The 15206-nt window shown below is 44.2% G+C and carries 14 protein-coding genes; 6 read left to right on the top strand and 8 right to left on the bottom strand.

The window, feature by feature from the left end; genetic code table 11:
• Positions 1-86: 86 nt before the first annotated feature.
• Complete coding sequence (gene rpsB / locus Q4492_RS06015; protein ID WP_067866207.1) at positions 87-827, bottom strand: 30S ribosomal protein S2; 741 nt, start codon at positions 825-827, stop codon at positions 87-89.
• Between the two features lie 244 nt (positions 828-1071).
• Here rpsB and map point away from each other — a divergent pair, with 244 nt between their 5' ends.
• The 3 genes from map to Q4492_RS06000 are packed head-to-tail and all read left to right on the top strand — an operon-like array spanning position 1072 to position 4896.
• Entirely contained in the window at positions 1072-1842 is a 771-nt protein-coding gene (gene map / locus Q4492_RS06010; protein WP_303416355.1) for a type I methionyl aminopeptidase, read from the top strand.
• Positions 1843-1889: 47 nt separating this feature from the next.
• Complete coding sequence (locus Q4492_RS06005) at positions 1890-4589, top strand: [protein-PII] uridylyltransferase (RefSeq protein WP_303416354.1); 2700 nt, start codon at positions 1890-1892, stop codon at positions 4587-4589.
• A gap of 13 nt (positions 4590-4602) precedes the next feature.
• Positions 4603-4896: a DUF1244 domain-containing protein gene (locus Q4492_RS06000; protein WP_303416353.1), complete on the top strand. Its 294-nt coding sequence runs from the start codon at positions 4603-4605 to the stop codon at positions 4894-4896.
• Positions 4897-4932: 36 nt separating this feature from the next.
• On the opposite strand, the gene Q4492_RS05995 is transcribed toward Q4492_RS06000, so the two are convergent.
• Complete coding sequence (locus Q4492_RS05995; RefSeq protein ID WP_303416352.1) at positions 4933-5418, bottom strand: LPP20 family lipoprotein; 486 nt, start codon at positions 5416-5418, stop codon at positions 4933-4935.
• Positions 5419-5420: 2 nt separating this feature from the next.
• Positions 5421-6152 (bottom strand): FlgO family outer membrane protein, encoded by a 732-nt coding sequence (locus Q4492_RS05990; protein WP_303416351.1) that lies wholly within the window; start codon positions 6150-6152, stop codon positions 5421-5423.
• Positions 6153-6315: 163 nt separating this feature from the next.
• Here Q4492_RS05990 and Q4492_RS05985 point away from each other — a divergent pair, with 163 nt between their 5' ends.
• Positions 6316-7530, top strand: coding sequence for a flagellar assembly protein T N-terminal domain-containing protein (locus Q4492_RS05985; protein WP_303416350.1), 1215 nt, complete (start codon positions 6316-6318; stop codon positions 7528-7530).
• Positions 7531-7581: 51 nt separating this feature from the next.
• Here the strand turns inward: Q4492_RS05985 and Q4492_RS05980 are convergent, their stop codons facing one another.
• Positions 7582-8241, bottom strand: coding sequence for an OmpA family protein (locus tag Q4492_RS05980; protein ID WP_303416349.1), 660 nt, complete (start codon positions 8239-8241; stop codon positions 7582-7584).
• A 218-nt stretch (positions 8242-8459) separates the two neighbouring features.
• Here Q4492_RS05980 and Q4492_RS05975 point away from each other — a divergent pair, with 218 nt between their 5' ends.
• Together Q4492_RS05975 and Q4492_RS05970 are read left to right on the top strand one after the other, a co-directional pair.
• On the top strand, positions 8460-10370 hold the full coding sequence (locus Q4492_RS05975; RefSeq protein WP_303416348.1) for a beta-ketoacyl synthase: 1911 nt from the start codon (positions 8460-8462) through the stop codon (positions 10368-10370).
• A 24-nt stretch (positions 10371-10394) separates the two neighbouring features.
• The gene (locus Q4492_RS05970; protein ID WP_303416347.1) at positions 10395-10805 is read left to right on the top strand and encodes a hypothetical protein; all 411 of its coding nucleotides are present in this window, start codon (positions 10395-10397) and stop codon (positions 10803-10805) included.
• Here the strand turns inward: Q4492_RS05970 and Q4492_RS05965 are convergent.
• The 4 genes from Q4492_RS05965 to Q4492_RS05950 form a co-directional block, all read right to left on the bottom strand.
• Positions 10802-11599, bottom strand: a complete 798-nt coding sequence (locus Q4492_RS05965) for a TatD family hydrolase (RefSeq protein ID WP_303416346.1) — start codon at positions 11597-11599, stop codon at positions 10802-10804. The genes Q4492_RS05970 and Q4492_RS05965 overlap by 4 nt on opposite strands.
• A gap of 68 nt (positions 11600-11667) precedes the next feature.
• The gene (locus Q4492_RS05960) at positions 11668-13254 is read right to left on the bottom strand and encodes a peptide chain release factor 3 (RefSeq protein WP_303416345.1); all 1587 of its coding nucleotides are present in this window, start codon (positions 13252-13254) and stop codon (positions 11668-11670) included.
• A gap of 491 nt (positions 13255-13745) precedes the next feature.
• Complete coding sequence (locus tag Q4492_RS05955) at positions 13746-14066, bottom strand: putative quinol monooxygenase (RefSeq protein WP_303416344.1); 321 nt, start codon at positions 14064-14066, stop codon at positions 13746-13748.
• A gap of 51 nt (positions 14067-14117) precedes the next feature.
• Positions 14118-15200 (bottom strand): alkene reductase, encoded by a 1083-nt coding sequence (locus tag Q4492_RS05950; RefSeq protein WP_303416343.1) that lies wholly within the window; start codon positions 15198-15200, stop codon positions 14118-14120.
• Between the last annotated feature and the right edge of the window lie 6 nt (positions 15201-15206).

Raw genomic sequence — 15206 nt, 5'->3', positions numbered from 1 at the left:
GTGGGTTAATCAAAAAATCCAAAAAAGGGGGCCTAGCCCCCTCTTTAAGTCATCAAAGAGAATAATTGACTGTGTTTACAGTCCGATTACTCAGCCGCAGCTGGAGTCTCTTCAACTTCTACGAATTCGTTTTTGTCGCCAGCACCAGCACCTGAACCTTCAAGGCATGCATCAGCAGCAGACTTAACGTAAATCTGAATAGCGCGCAACGCATCATCGTTACCAGGAATAATAACGTCAATACCATCAGGATTACTGTTAGTATCAACAACACCGATAACAGGGATACCTAGCTTGTTTGCTTCATTTACAGCGATACGCTCATGATCCACATCGATTACAAAAAGAGCATCAGGCAGGCCGCCCATCTCTTTAATACCACCGATAGAACGCTCTAGCTTTTCCATTTCACGCTGACGCATCAAAGCTTCTTTCTTAGTTAGCTTTTCAAACGTACCGTCTTGGCTCTGTGATTCTAGATCACGAAGACGACGGATAGACTGACGAATAGTCTTGTAGTTAGTCAGCATACCACCCAACCAACGGTGGTTAACGTATGGCATAGATGCACGGCTAGCTTCTTCTTTAATGATTTTGCTTGCTGCACGTTTTGTACCAACAAAAAGAACTTTATTTTTGTTAGATGCCATATTCTGGATGCTATCCAATGCACCATTAAGAGCAGGAAGTGTGTGCTCTAGGTTGATGATATGGATTTTGTTACGAGCACCGAAAATGAATTTTGACATTTTCGGGTTCCAGTAACGAGTCTGGTGACCGAAGTGAACGCCTGCTTTAAGCAGGTCACGCATAGTAGTTTTAGCCATTGTTTTTTCCTAAATGTTTTGGGTTAGACCTCCACGAACCCCAACATTCAACCCTAAGGCACCCTGAATATTGTGTCGGCACGTGTGTGACATTTTTGCTTATGCAAATTGAGCGCGGATTTATACCATAACTGCCCATAGAGATAAAGCTTATTTCTTTTAACCTCAGTTGATTGATACAATCCCCATCCAGTTATTTTTTACATACAGTACTCACAAGAATTAGAAGGATATTCCGGCAGCTATGAGCATCAAGATTAAAACCCCAGAAGAGATCGAAAAAATGCGCATCGCAGGCCGTTTAGCTGCCGATGTTTTAGTCATGATTGAACCTTTTGTAAAAGTCGGCGTCACCACCGACGAACTCAATCAGATCTGTCACGACTACATTGTCAACGAACAGCAAGCTATTCCCGCACCACTCAATTACCATGGTTTTCCAAAATCAATCTGCACATCGGTAAACCAAGTCGTTTGCCATGGCATCCCCAATGATAAGCCCCTAAAAAATAACGATATTATTAATATTGATATTACAGTCATTAAGGACGGCTATCATGGCGATACAAGCAAGATGTTCTTTGTTGGCAAGGAGCTTCCACATGCACGTAGACTGGTCGATGTAACACTAGAATGCATGTACAGAGGGATTCGATTGGTCAAACCAGGTGCTCGTCTAGGCGATATTGGTCACACCATACAAACCTATGCGGAACAAAACCATTACACCGTTGTACGCGAATACTGCGGACATGGCATAGGCGCGGAGTTCCACGAAGAACCTCAAGTATTACATTATGGCAGACCCGACACTGGCGAGATCTTAGAAGAAGGGATGATCTTCACTATTGAACCGATGATTAACGCGGGCAAACGCCAAGTTAAGCTTTCAAAGAAAGATGGTTGGACCGTGGAAACATCCGATCGCCGCCTTTCCGCACAATGGGAACACACTATATTGGTGACGGCCGATGGTTATGAAATATTAACACTCAGACCTGATGATACAATTTAATCTACACCTATAAAATTAGTGCCGCATTCAATAAAAGGTCGTATGCAATGCCAATTACTTTACAACAGCAGCTTGCCGAAACAGAGATTATCAATCTCAGCGATTTCAAAAATAAACTCGCTTCAGCAACATCCCAAATTCCTGTTTATAAAGATGCACTAAAAGAGATTAATCAAAACCTTGATGAGCGCTTCAAAGCTGGCGAAGACATCAGAAAACTTGTCTATGGACGCGCATGGGAGATTGATCGCATTCTACAAACAGCTTGGGAACAGTTCGAATGGCCTCAAAACCAAATCGCACTGATTGCTGTTGGAGGTTATGGCCGCGGAGAGCTACACCCTCATTCTGATATTGATTTGCTGATACTGTTAAGCGACGAACTAAACCCTGAAGAGCATCACGACTCAATCAGTGGTTTTTTAACGTTTCTATGGGATATAAATTTAGATATAGGTTCTAGCGTCCGCACACTAAGTGAATGCTACAACGAAGCTCAAAATGACATCACCATCGCAACCAACCTAATTGAGTCCAGAACACTTATCGGCAATGAAGGTTTACACTCAGAGATGTACGACAAAGTCACCTCTGAAGGCGCTTGGACCGATAAAGAGTTTTTCCTTGCCAAATCGAAAGAACAGAAAGACCGTCACTCAAAAACAAATAACACAGAATACAATTTAGAACCTAACCTCAAAAACTCTCCGGGAGGCTTACGCGACCTCCAGACCATCGGATGGGTCGCCAAACGGCATTTTGGTTCTACATATATTCGCGACTTAGTAGAAGATGGCTTTCTAACCGAATCAGAACTAGATATTTTAAACAAAGGTGAGCTCTACCTCTGGTCAGTAAGATACGCACTACACATGCTATGTAAACGACGTGAGGACCGCCTTTTATTTGATCACCAGCGCGAATTAGCCAGTTTCTTTGGTTACCAAGACAAAGATGGAAAGCTAGCTGTTGAACAGTTTATGAGCAAGTATTACCGCATAGCAATGGCAATGTCGGTCTTCAACGGCTTACTGTTACAGCACTTCGATGAAGCGATCCTTCGTGCCGACGAAGAACAGGTCATCAAACCTCTAAACAACCGCTTTCAGATCCACAACGACTTCATAGAAGTCACTTACGACAAGGTTTTCGAGCATCACCCTTTTGCATTAATGGAGCTGTTTGTACTACTCGCGCAAAACGAAAATATAGCAGGTGTTAGAGCATCTACAATCCGACTTCTGCGCGCCAATCGCCATCGAGTAGATGACGACTTCAGAAACGATATACGTAACACCAGTCTATTTATGGAATTGATGCGCTCACCTGAACGCGTCTCTACTCAGCTTAAACTCATGACCCGTTACGGTATCTTAGGACGATATTTACCTGCATTCGGTAAAATCATAGGTCAGATGCAGCACGACCTATTTCATATCTATACCGTTGATGCACATACCATGAAGGTCATTCAAAACTGTAGACAATTCAGACACAACGACGCACGAGAAGAATTCCCTATAGCTCACAGAATAGTCAACCAACTTCCAAAGGTTGAACTTCTCTATATTGCAGCACTTTTCCACGATATAGCAAAAGGTCGAGGTGGAGATCACTCTGATTTAGGGGCAGAAGATGCAATGTCTTTTTGCGAAAAGCACCACTTAGGCAAATGGGACAGTCACCTCGTTGCATGGTTAGTCAGAAACCATCTGCTAATGTCGATGACAGCCCAACGAAAAGACATATCAGACCCAGAAGTCATCCATAGGTTCGCCAAACAAGTCTGTGACGTTGTCCACTTAGACTACCTTTATGTATTAACTATTGCCGATATTAACGCTACAAACCAGACGCTCTGGAACAGCTGGCGTGCAACCTTAATGCGCAAGCTGTACACAGATACTAAACGCGCATTAAGGCGCGGCTTAGAAAACCCAATCAACAAAGAAGACCGCATTGAGCAGATACAAAACGAAGCGCTCGTTATTCTCAAGCGCCAAGGTGTGGAAGCAGACGCGTTCAAAGAGCTATGGGAATCCATTGGGGATGATTATTTCCTACGTGAAACCTCACAAAGCATTGCCGAGCACACAAAGGCAATTATTGAACATGATAGGCCCCACGAACCTCTCGTTTTAATAAGACAAACATCACACCGAGTATTTGAGGGAGCAACTGAAATCTTCATCTACAGCCAAGATTTCAAAAACCTGTTTGCAGCCACCGTTTCAACAATGGACCAGCTACACCTCAACATTCAAGATGCACGCATCATAGTTACTGATTGCGGTGAAGTTTTGAATACCTACACAGTACTCTCTGATGACAACACTCCCCTATCAGAAAACCCAGACCATCTATCTCAGATAAAAGAACGCCTGATTGAAGAGCTTGATGATCCAGACGACTATCCAGAGATCATTCAACGGCGCGTCCCTCGCCAAATGAAACTCTTTGCGACACCTACACAAGTGTATTTAAGCAACGACTCAATTTCTCAACAGACCGTTTTAGAGGTTATAACACCTGACAGACCTGGCCTTTTAGCCCGCATAGGTGGCATTTTTGCCGAACATAACCTCTCGGTTAGAAAGGCCAGAATTACAAGTGTCGGCGAAAAAGTAGAGGATTTCTTTTTTATCACTGATGAAGAAGGAACGCCCCTTTCCGATCCCGATGTGTGCCAAAAGTTGCAAGAAGATATATGCCATCAGTTAGATGAAACTATCCAGCATGAACAATAGGGTTGAGAGCAATATGGATCAGAATAAACAAAACGAGATAGAAGCTGCCGTCTTTCGTCGCCTATTGGCCCACTTAGATGAAAGGAAGGATGTACAAAACATCGATTTAATGATTCTTGCGGGCTTTTGCCGCAACTGCCTAAGCAAATGGTACAAAGCGGAAGCTGAGGAACGAGGTGAAGAGATCGATTACGAAGCAGCGAGAGAGTTAGTTTACGGAGAACCCTACGATAGCTGGAAAGAGAAATATCAAGCGAAAGCAACCCCAGAACAGATGGCAGCGTTTGAAGCTACGCAAAACAAATAGCTAAACACTCTACTGATCAACCGATTCAGTAGAGTTTTAGTTACTGACCCACGCACGTTGCACTTGATTCATATCCACCTCAAGGGTAGTGGCGTATGTATCTTCCTGTACAGGGAAGGTCTTCACCACTCTCGCACCGCGCACTATACCGGATATAGCGGTTTTAAATTGATCGCTTTGTAAAACCATATCTTTAACCGTTGTCGTGCCGAACATATATTGACCATGAACAACACCTGCCAACTCTTGGTAAGCACGCAACTTAGATGCCCGCATAGCCATCAGTACTTTATGCTGCTGCGTTTGGCCAGGCTGTAAACTTATAGGGGCATAACCTGTTGCACGCACCCAGTTTGGCGCTTTCGGCTCCTCCACACGCGGTGGAAAATTAATATCAGGTAACGCATCCACCACCTCAACCGTAGATTCCACAACCGTTTCACAACCTTGAATAACTAGAAACATAGGAAAAAACAGCGCAAAAGCAGTCAGCTTTAGAGATTTACTTATTATTCTTTTCATTATCACCTACCAACAGGACCACCGCGATTTTCAATAATAAGCCCCTGATTTAGAGCCTCCAATGGATCATACCCTGGAATAGCACCCTCTAAACGTTCGTTAGGAATGTGGGTTTGACCTGTCGCCAATACTTGTCGCGTCGTTGTATCAATAACACGCGCATTGATCACTAAGCCATCTGAGTGTTGGGCATAAGTCCCTGTCACTAAGAAATAAACCTTAAAACGCGTACGCAATCCCGAAAGATTTTGTTTCGATAACGGCTGCTTGGTCGAAGTCGTGAGCCCAGCCGCACGATAATCAACAAGATTATAACCGTGCTGCTGCAATTGATAGATAAATCCTTGCTCTAATCGCTCACCAAAACGACCAACTTTCCTACCATTGTGTAAGTTAGTGAATGGAATAACCGCAACAGGGAAGCGCTTTACTCGATTTTCCTGCAAGCCAGCATTCATCTGCACAGCCATTTGAGACACCGCTTCACTAATAGGATCCAACCCATTTGGCAAAGTCTCAACTTGTACAACTTGGCGCTGCAACATCGATCGCTCTTTTTCCAGCAGTGCCTCTTTCTCCGCAATATGCGCTTTCTCTAGTTGATGCAACTGCTCAACAACCTCAGGACTCATACTTTCAATATGCACCTTTTCAGGCTGCTTATCTTGGGTATTAACCTGCTGAAAGCATCCGCTTAAAAAGCAAACCATTAACAGCAGTAAAATCTTTTTCATCCTGATATTCCAAACTCAAAAGGTTAAGCTCGACAATCTAACATAATCCACCAAGCATAGGGAGTCGACTTAAACCGTTTACAACAGGCACACAATAAAATACTGTTCTGAAAACGATTAATTATTTACTCGACCTCTTTTAGTAATCGGTCATTAGGCAGATATGTTTAATAAAACGCTGAATTTTCTTATTGTTAGCTTATTTCTATCTTTAACTTCTATAGCCCAAGCAGTTGTCATTGAGGCCGAGGGGCAAGCTATTATTGCCAACAAAAATATTACCGCTGCCAGAGAGGCCGCAATCAGGGATGCTTCTCAACAAGCATCTATGCAGGCAGCTGTTTATGTGTCTAGCAGTCAAGTCGTACGAGATGGCATTCTTGAGATAGACAATATGCAGATCAGCTCTTTGGGCCAAGTTTCAAATATCGAAATACTAGATGAGAAAATCATTGGCTCAACACTGCATATTCGAATCAAAGCAAATGTAGAGATTGATGAAGGCTGCAGCAACGGAAGTAGTAACAATTACAAAAAAACCATAGCCTTTGCCGCTTTTCCGCTTCAACAATTAAGCCAAGCTAATCTGGGCGGACTCCATAATATTAGCAGCACACTACCTGCACAATTAAGCCAACGCTTTAATAGCAAATCACAAACGATCACCTACAATGCGGGTTTAATTAACCTCTACCCTAATCCTAGCCAAGCTAGCTCATCACAACTAGATAGCGGCAAGCTAACAAGCATGCTAAGCACGATCGGTCAGCTCGACGTCAACTATGTAATTTCCGGCGTTATCCGTGATATCTCTATGGTTGATCCTCGCACTCATGCCGAAAATAACTACTTTATGGATCTTTACAACAGACTCGATTTCAAAAGTAAAAGACACCTACGGAATTTTGAAATCGACCTATTTATACATGACGGTTTCTCAGGTCAACTTGTTTCGCAAAAGCACTACCAGACCGCAGGCCTATGGAGTCTTGATCGGACAATAACAACGGGGTTTGCTACACCAGGGTTTATTAAGCAAGACTACGGTCAGAAGGTAAAAGTGCTCGAAGATAAAATTGCATCAGAAATATCCGCAGAACTGCGCTGCGAACCTTTTAGTGCTCGTATAACTCAAGTTGAAGATCGAACCATCTGGATCAGTGCAGGTAAACAGCATGGTTTAAAGCGTGGTGACAAGCTCACTATCTACCGCAGTTCAACTATTTTTACACCACAAATGAACAGCAACACCCAATTAACCAACACCCAACAAACCTTAATTATTGATGATGTACAAATGGGCTTTTCATCAGGTCACATCAGCTCACCCGCCGCCACATATAATATACGGACGGGAGACTTAGCGATCGCACGTTAATCACACCTAAAGAACGACTCCCCTGCCAATACAAGGGAGTCATCATTTAACTTAGTCCGTACGCGTACCACTGATATTAATTTCAACACGGCGGTTTTGAGAACGGCCGGCTTCAGTAGTGTTATCTGCTACGGGGTAACGCTCACCAAAACCACGCGCATTCACTCTAAGACGAGAGATACCCGAGCTCGCCAAGTAGTCAGCTACACGGGCCGCACGTCGCTCAGACAACTGCTGGTTATACTCAAATGACCCTGTACTATCAGTAAAGCCATCCACATTCATCTCAGTTTTATCAAACTTAACTAAGACTTTTACAACAGAATCTAAAACGGGATAAAAATTATTCGCTATCTGATCAGAATTAAGCGCAAACGTAATGTTCCCTGGCATAATCAAACGAATTGAATCACCAATACGCTCAACTTGAACCCCAGTACCTTGCAGCTCTTGACGCAGAAGTGCCTCCTGTTGATCCATGTAGTAACCAATACCACCACCAACAGCGCCACCCACCAAAGCACCTGTTAAAGCACCTTTACCACGATCAGATTTACTGGAAACAGCTGCACCCAGCACAGCACCGGCAATAGCACCTATACCTGCGCCTTTAGTTGTGCCTCCTACTTTCTCCTCTCCTGTATATGGATCGATTGTTTGACACCCACCCAACAGAACGCCGGCAACACAAACTGCGAACAGTTTTTTCATAACTAACTCCAAAGAAATGACTATTGCACCATAATAACTCTACTATGGCTGAATAAACACTGACTAAAAAATAGATAAATACTAACTTGCCGCTAGTCAGTCATGCGAAACACCGATAAAATAATCGTATTGTTCCAACAATGCAGTTTCATATAAACTCCACTCACTGTATTGAACATAAGTTAATTTTACGTAGTACTCGTTTTTAGGAGATTCAATTGTCCCAGCTTCCTGTCATTGTTGGTTTTGGTGGTATAAACCCTGCTGGGCGCGCTTCTTTTCACCATGCATATCGCCGATTAATTATAGAGAAACTCGACGAGCATTCGCGCCAAGAGACACTCACGGACCTAGCTATATTGACAGGTCTTGCCACATCATCTGATGGAAAATATAAAAATCAGGATGGCATTGAGTGCAATGCGACCGAATTAATCAAAGATCTGCAAAAACAGTTGCTTGATAGCACTTTAATTCGCCGAATTGAAAAAAGTAGCTTTGATGTAAACCACGTTATGTTTAACAAAGCTGCCACTCTAAATTGCGGAGATGGATCACTCAGATTCCACCTCCGCAAAAGACAGATGCCATTAGAGATACCTTCTAATTGGTCAGTCACTGAAACCGCACCTGGGCAGTTCGACATCCATGTTTCATCAAAAATGGATGTTATCTTACCCGATAACAAAGTTGCCCCTGTCCAGTCTGCCGGTCAGTTACCTTCAGGCTTCGAACCAGGCAAGCTTTACCAATCGCGCAACCATCCTCGCAACCTTCAGATGACTGTTTTTGCAGCATCCGATGCGCTCTCTTCGACAGGCATCCCTTTCGAAACGATAGCCAACAGCGTTGCACCGGATCAGATTGCGGTTTATGCCAGTAACTCTATAGGCCAGCTTGATGATTTTGGTTTTGGCGGACTTACAAAGTTCCCTGCTATAGGGAAGCGCACAACATCCAAACAGATGCCATTAGGCTATGCACAGATGCCTGCCGATTTTGTTAATGCCTACATCTTAGGCAATGTAGGCACCACTGGAGGCGCACTAGGTGCTTGTGCAACGTTTCTCTACAACCTTCGCAGCGGCGTCAATGATATTCGCTCAGGACGCCGTAAAGTCGTCCTCGTGGGCGGGAGTGACGCGCCAGTAATCCCAGAAGTCATTGAAGGCTTCAAAGCCATGGGAGCACTCGCGGAAGACAAAGATCTTTTAGCACTCGACAATCTATCAGAACTCACAGCTGATGATTACCGCAAAGCCTGCCGTCCATTCGGCAATAACTGCGGTTTCACTATAGGTGAAAGCAGCCAATTTGTTCTTTTGATGAGCGATGATTTAGCCATTGAATTAGGCGCGGAAATATATGGCGCAGTTCCAGAAGTATTTGTAAGCGCGGATGGACATAAAAAATCGATCTCCGCACCAGGTATTGGCAATTACATCACTTTAGCCAAATCCGCAGCCCTTGTTCGAAAAATGCTTGGCGAAGAGTCCTTACAGCAAAGGAGCTTTGTCCAAGCTCACGGTACTAGTACACCACAAAATCGCGTGACTGAATCCCATGTGATTAACGAAACGGCAAAAGCCTTTGGCATACAAAACTGGCCGGTTGCTGCTATTAAATCCTATATTGGACACTCTCAAGGCACCGCCGGAGGAGACCAGCTTAGCTTATCTTTAGGTACTTGGAAGTACGGCTACATTCCCGGTATTTTAACTACAGATGAATTCGCCAGCGATGTACATCAAAGTAATCTATTCTTGAGCAACCAGCATATTGAGGTTGGAAGCCAAGGAGTGGATACCGTTTTCTTAAATTCAAAAGGTTTTGGTGGCAATAACGCATCTGCACCTGTGCTCGCCCCTCACATTGTAAGTAACATGCTGAACAAGCGCTACAGCAAATCTCAGCTATTGGCTTACCAAACAAAACTCGACAAAACGCGTATGGCAGCTACTGCATACGACCAAGCCTCTCTTCATGGAGACGCTAAGCCGATCTATTTGTATGATCATAATGTCCTTCAGGGCGAAGACCTTAGCATTAGTGATAAACAGATCACTATGCCGGGTTACAGCAATCCTATTAACTTGGATATTGATAACCCTTTTGACGATATCTGCTAACTAATAATTTATAAGGAACTGGCGATGCGTTTTTTCATCACCCTAATAGCAATCATAGGTCTTAATGGCTGTATTAATATGGATGCTATAACACCGGATTTCCAAGCTGAAACAGATACTAGCTATTACTTGATCGATACTAAATACCGATTCTTTTGTGAAGGGGACAGTAAACGCTGCAAAGATATGACTAAGGTTGTTTCCTCTCGTGGCGAACTGTATCCCATCGAAAAGGCTTACAACCAAGAAGTCAAAGGCCCGAATTATCCGGTATCCTTAATGTTGATGATCATGAACCCCAACGATGGGAGTTATAAAGCAACACCCGTGGGCAATGAGGGTCGATTTTTTAAAGTACCTAAAAACGACACGACTGATCTAGTCTGGAACACACTCTCCAGCATCCTAAACGATCTATTTGACTCTGGCAGTTAATCGACAACGCTTGACTGATCTATATTAAAAAGCTGCAACGCCTGCTGAGAGGTGATTGCAGCAACCTCCTCTAGCGTACAGTCCTTCAGATCCGCAACGACCTTGGCAACATCCAATACTCGACAAGGCTCATTAGGCTTACCTTGATAGCCACTCAACGGCATATCCGGCGCATCAGTCTCTAAAACAAAATGTTCTACCGCTATAGCTTGCACTGTACGTCTTAATTTCTGTGCACGCTCATAAGTCACAGTCCCACCAAGTCCTAACTTAAACCCAAGTTCAATATACTGATGAGCCTGCTGCTCACTCCCGGAAAAAGCATGCACAATCCCACCTCGAGTAAGCTTAAATAACCTAAGCTGCTTAAGCATCTGATCGTGGGCCTTTCTAACATGTAATAAAACAGGAAGCTGATACTTTTCAGCCAGCGCCAACTGGGGTTTTAAAAATCTGAGTTGTTCATCCAGATCCGCCTGCGGGATAAAGAGATCCAGGCCTATTTCACCAACAGCGCATACAGGTTTAGACGATAACAGTTGTTCCAACTGCTCAAGATCTTGAGACTGGTGTCCATGAAGGAAACAAGGGTGCAATCCTAGCGCCATATGAAGACGAGGCCTATTCTTACAATGGGCTAAAAATAAGGCTTCAATACCACCCCAACCCGCCGCATTAACACCAGGAACAATAATATGACGGATACCCGCTTCAGCGGCACGCGTTAACACCTCAGTTCGAGACGACTCAAACTGTGGGAAATCGATATGACAATGGGTATCAATAAGCTGCATCAAAGCAGAGTAATAGGAGGAAGGCTTGGACGCAAGTTTACGCCAAGCCTTTACAAACTACGAAACAATCAGTGTTCGCGCGTTGCTCTAAAAGCAACATCCGGCCAGCGCTCTTCAGCCAAACTTAAATTAACCCGTGTCGGTGCAAGATAGGTCAACAAACCACTACCATCAAGCGCCAAGTTATCATGATTTTTCTTCTGGAACTCTGCCAGAATTTTTTCATCTTCACAGTCAGCCCAACGCGCAGTTTGAACACTAATAGGCTCATACTTACAGTCGACTTTGTATTCATCCTTTAAGCGGAAAACAACAACATCAAACTGCAATTGACCAACGGCCCCTAAAATAAGGTCGTTGTTTTTAAACGGCTGAAAAAGCTGCACAGCCCCCTCTTCGGATAGCTGCTGCAAGCCTTTCTGCAGCTGCTTCATTTTAAGAGGATCTAAAGGACGCACACGACGAAACATCTCTGGCGCGAAATGAGGAATACCGGTAAATTTCAGATCCTCGCCCGCAGTAAATGTATCACCGATCTGGATCGTTCCATGGTTATGCAAACCAATGATATCGCCTGACCACGCCTCTTCAACGTTTTCACGGTCACCCGCTATAAAGGTTACCGCATCGGCAATTTTGACATCTTTATTGATACGACTATGGCGCATTTTCATACCCTTAGTATATTTACCAGAGCAGATACGCATAAAGGCGATACGGTCACGATGTTTTGGATCCATATTCGCCTGAATTTTAAAGATAAAACCGCTGAACTTATCTTCTGCAGGATCAACAGGGCGTGTAATGGTAGATCGTGCAATCGGCGCTGGCGCCCACTTCACAAAATCATTCAACATTTCACGCACACCAAAGTTAGCCAAAGCTGTACCAAAAAATACTGGGGTCAGCTTACCCGCTAAAAACGCCTCTTGATCATATTGATGAGTTGCCCCACGAACGAGTTCAATCTCTTCAAGAAAGTCATCATAAAGCTCACCTAACAACGTTTTAGCTTCATCACTCTCTAAACCCTCTATACGAATATCATCAGGAATAGTATTGCCTTGACCCGGAGTAAAGACATGGATGGTATCGGTATAAAGGTTATAGATTCCTTTAAAACGAGGCCCGACTTCTATTGGCCATGTGATCGGCGCTGATTCAATCTTAAGCACCTCTTCGATCTCATCCAACAGATCAATTGGATCACGAATCTCACGGTCAACTTTGTTCACAAACGAAAAAATTGGTGTATCTCGCAGACGACAAACATCCATCAACTTAATGGTTCGCGCCTCAACACCTTTAGCCCCATCCACTACCATTAACGCTGAATCTACAGCCGTTAATGTACGATAGGTATCTTCTGAAAAGTCCTCGTGGCCCGGCGTATCCAGCAGGTTAACCATGCGCCCATTATAGGGAAACTGCATAACAGAGGAGGTGATAGAAATACCACGTTCCTGCTCCATAGACATCCAGTCAGAGGTAGCATGGCGATCACTTTTTTTACCTTTAACCGTACCCGCTTGCTGAATAAGCTGTCCGAACAACAACAACTTTTCAGTAATCGTCGTTTTACCCGCATCAGGATGCGAGATAATAGCGAAGGTTCTGCGTTTGTTTACTTCATCGAGAAAATGCTGATCAGCCATTAATAAATTCTTTTAGTTTAGACCGGAGCGGTACACATTGAGAAAGCCCCTTTTTGGCGCCTTGCGTGTGACATCCATTATGTTAATCGTAATTGGCGGCTATTTTCGCTGATCTGGACTTTATAAACAATCAATGATTATTTAATTGGTTACCATTAACGCCCCGCTCATGAACAACTAGGGCTAAACCACACACTCCTTGCTACAAAAAACGATGATCGTCTGTCGACTTACACACATGATGTGTTGTAGTTGCCGTTGGCCGGGATACCGAGTATTGGAGGGGATTAAAAGTTATTTCTTTAACATCGTCAAGACGAGCAACAAATCACTCCACCCCAAAAAAAGAAACAAGTAAAGCATAAGCAGTATAGGTCGACAGGCAGCAATAGAGCTAGAACCCATGTCATATTATTATTTGCTAAAATAGCAGCAAAAAACCTCCAAAGATTCAACACCTACTGCTTTAAACCGTCAATCCCCTTAAAAAACTACAATAATTTATCGACGCTTTTTAAAACTTGTAAACTGACGTTCTGCACCCAGTCTCCCACCATTTTCTGATACTGTTTCAAAAGAGGTGTTGCTAGATGAGTTTTAAGATTCTCAACAGATTCCCACTGTTCTATAAGCACTATAGTGTCTGATCGAAACGACACTTGCCTAGGCAGTTCGCTTTGCACATCATCCAGTGGCTCATACTGGTGACAACCCTCTTCCAAAAGCACTTTAGGTTGAATTGCGAGCAACGCTTCCAGCACTTTATTTTTGCACCCTTGGTTTGTTTTTATTGTGGCGATAACATGGATCATCTAAATTCATCTCTCCTATAAGCTGGGGGGCTAAAGACCTCCGCACCGGCCTCAGGCGTTTGCCAATTCACTGATAATCGGATAGTCAATATAGCCTTCGGGGCCCTGAGTATAAAAAGTAGCAGGGTCTGCCTGATTCAGTTCTACATCATTCCGCAAACGCTCCGGCAGATCAGGATTGGCGATAAAGGGCACACCAAACGCGATACTATCGGCTTGACCTGAAGCGATAACAGTGTTGGCTTCGACACCGGTATAGCCCATATTCAGCATCAAATGGCCGCGGTAGTATTCACGTACAGGCGTCACCACGTCGGCCTGCTGTTCACCAAGGAAATCAGCACGCATAAGGTGTAAATATGCCAGATCAAAGTCATTTAGGCGCTTGGCCAACCAAGTAACCAGCGCAATTGGGTCACTGTCTTTCATGCTGTTGAAGCTATTCAACGGCGACAGACGCACACCAACACAGTCGCTGCCCCAAACTTGAGTTACAACGTCTAGAACTTCTAGCAGCAAACGAGCACGATTTTCGATCGGGCCACCATAAGGACCTTTACGGTGGTTGGCGCCATCACGCAAGAACTCATCCAGTAAATAACCATTCGCGCCGTGTACTTCAACACCATCAAAACCGGCTCTCTTAGCATTTTCCGCTGCCACTTGAAAACCTTCGATAATGGCCGGAATCTCTTCATCACCCAGTTCACGGGGGACGGTATAAGCCTTCTTCCCTTCTGGCGTGTGAACTTCATCATTGGTGATAGCCATAGCACTCGGCGCGACCGGTACACGACCTTCATTCAGCAAGGGATGGCAAGCGCGACCGCCATGCCAGATCTGCAAGAAAATTTTGCCACCCTTGGCATGTACGGCGTCAGTGACTTTCTTCCAGCCAGAAACCTGAGCCTCGGAGTAGATACCAGGTTCACGCCAAAATGCCGAGTTACCTTCCATTGCCATGGTGGCTTCGGCAATGATCAAGCCCGCTGAAGCACGCTGGGCATAGTGTTCGACCATAAGATCAGTGGGAACATGGTCTGCATCAGCGCGAGTACGCGTCAAAGGCGCCATCAGTACACGATTATCCAGTGTTAGAGCACCGAGCTGAACCGGTGTAAAAAGATCTGCCATATTAAT

Origin of the sequence: Neptuniibacter sp. 1_MG-2023 (assembly GCF_030547185.1) — a bacterium.
GTDB lineage: Bacteria > Pseudomonadota > Gammaproteobacteria > Pseudomonadales > Balneatricaceae > Neptuniibacter.
The sequence above is the reverse complement of the archived record's forward strand: the minus strand, read 5'-3'. Positions and strand labels throughout refer to the sequence as shown.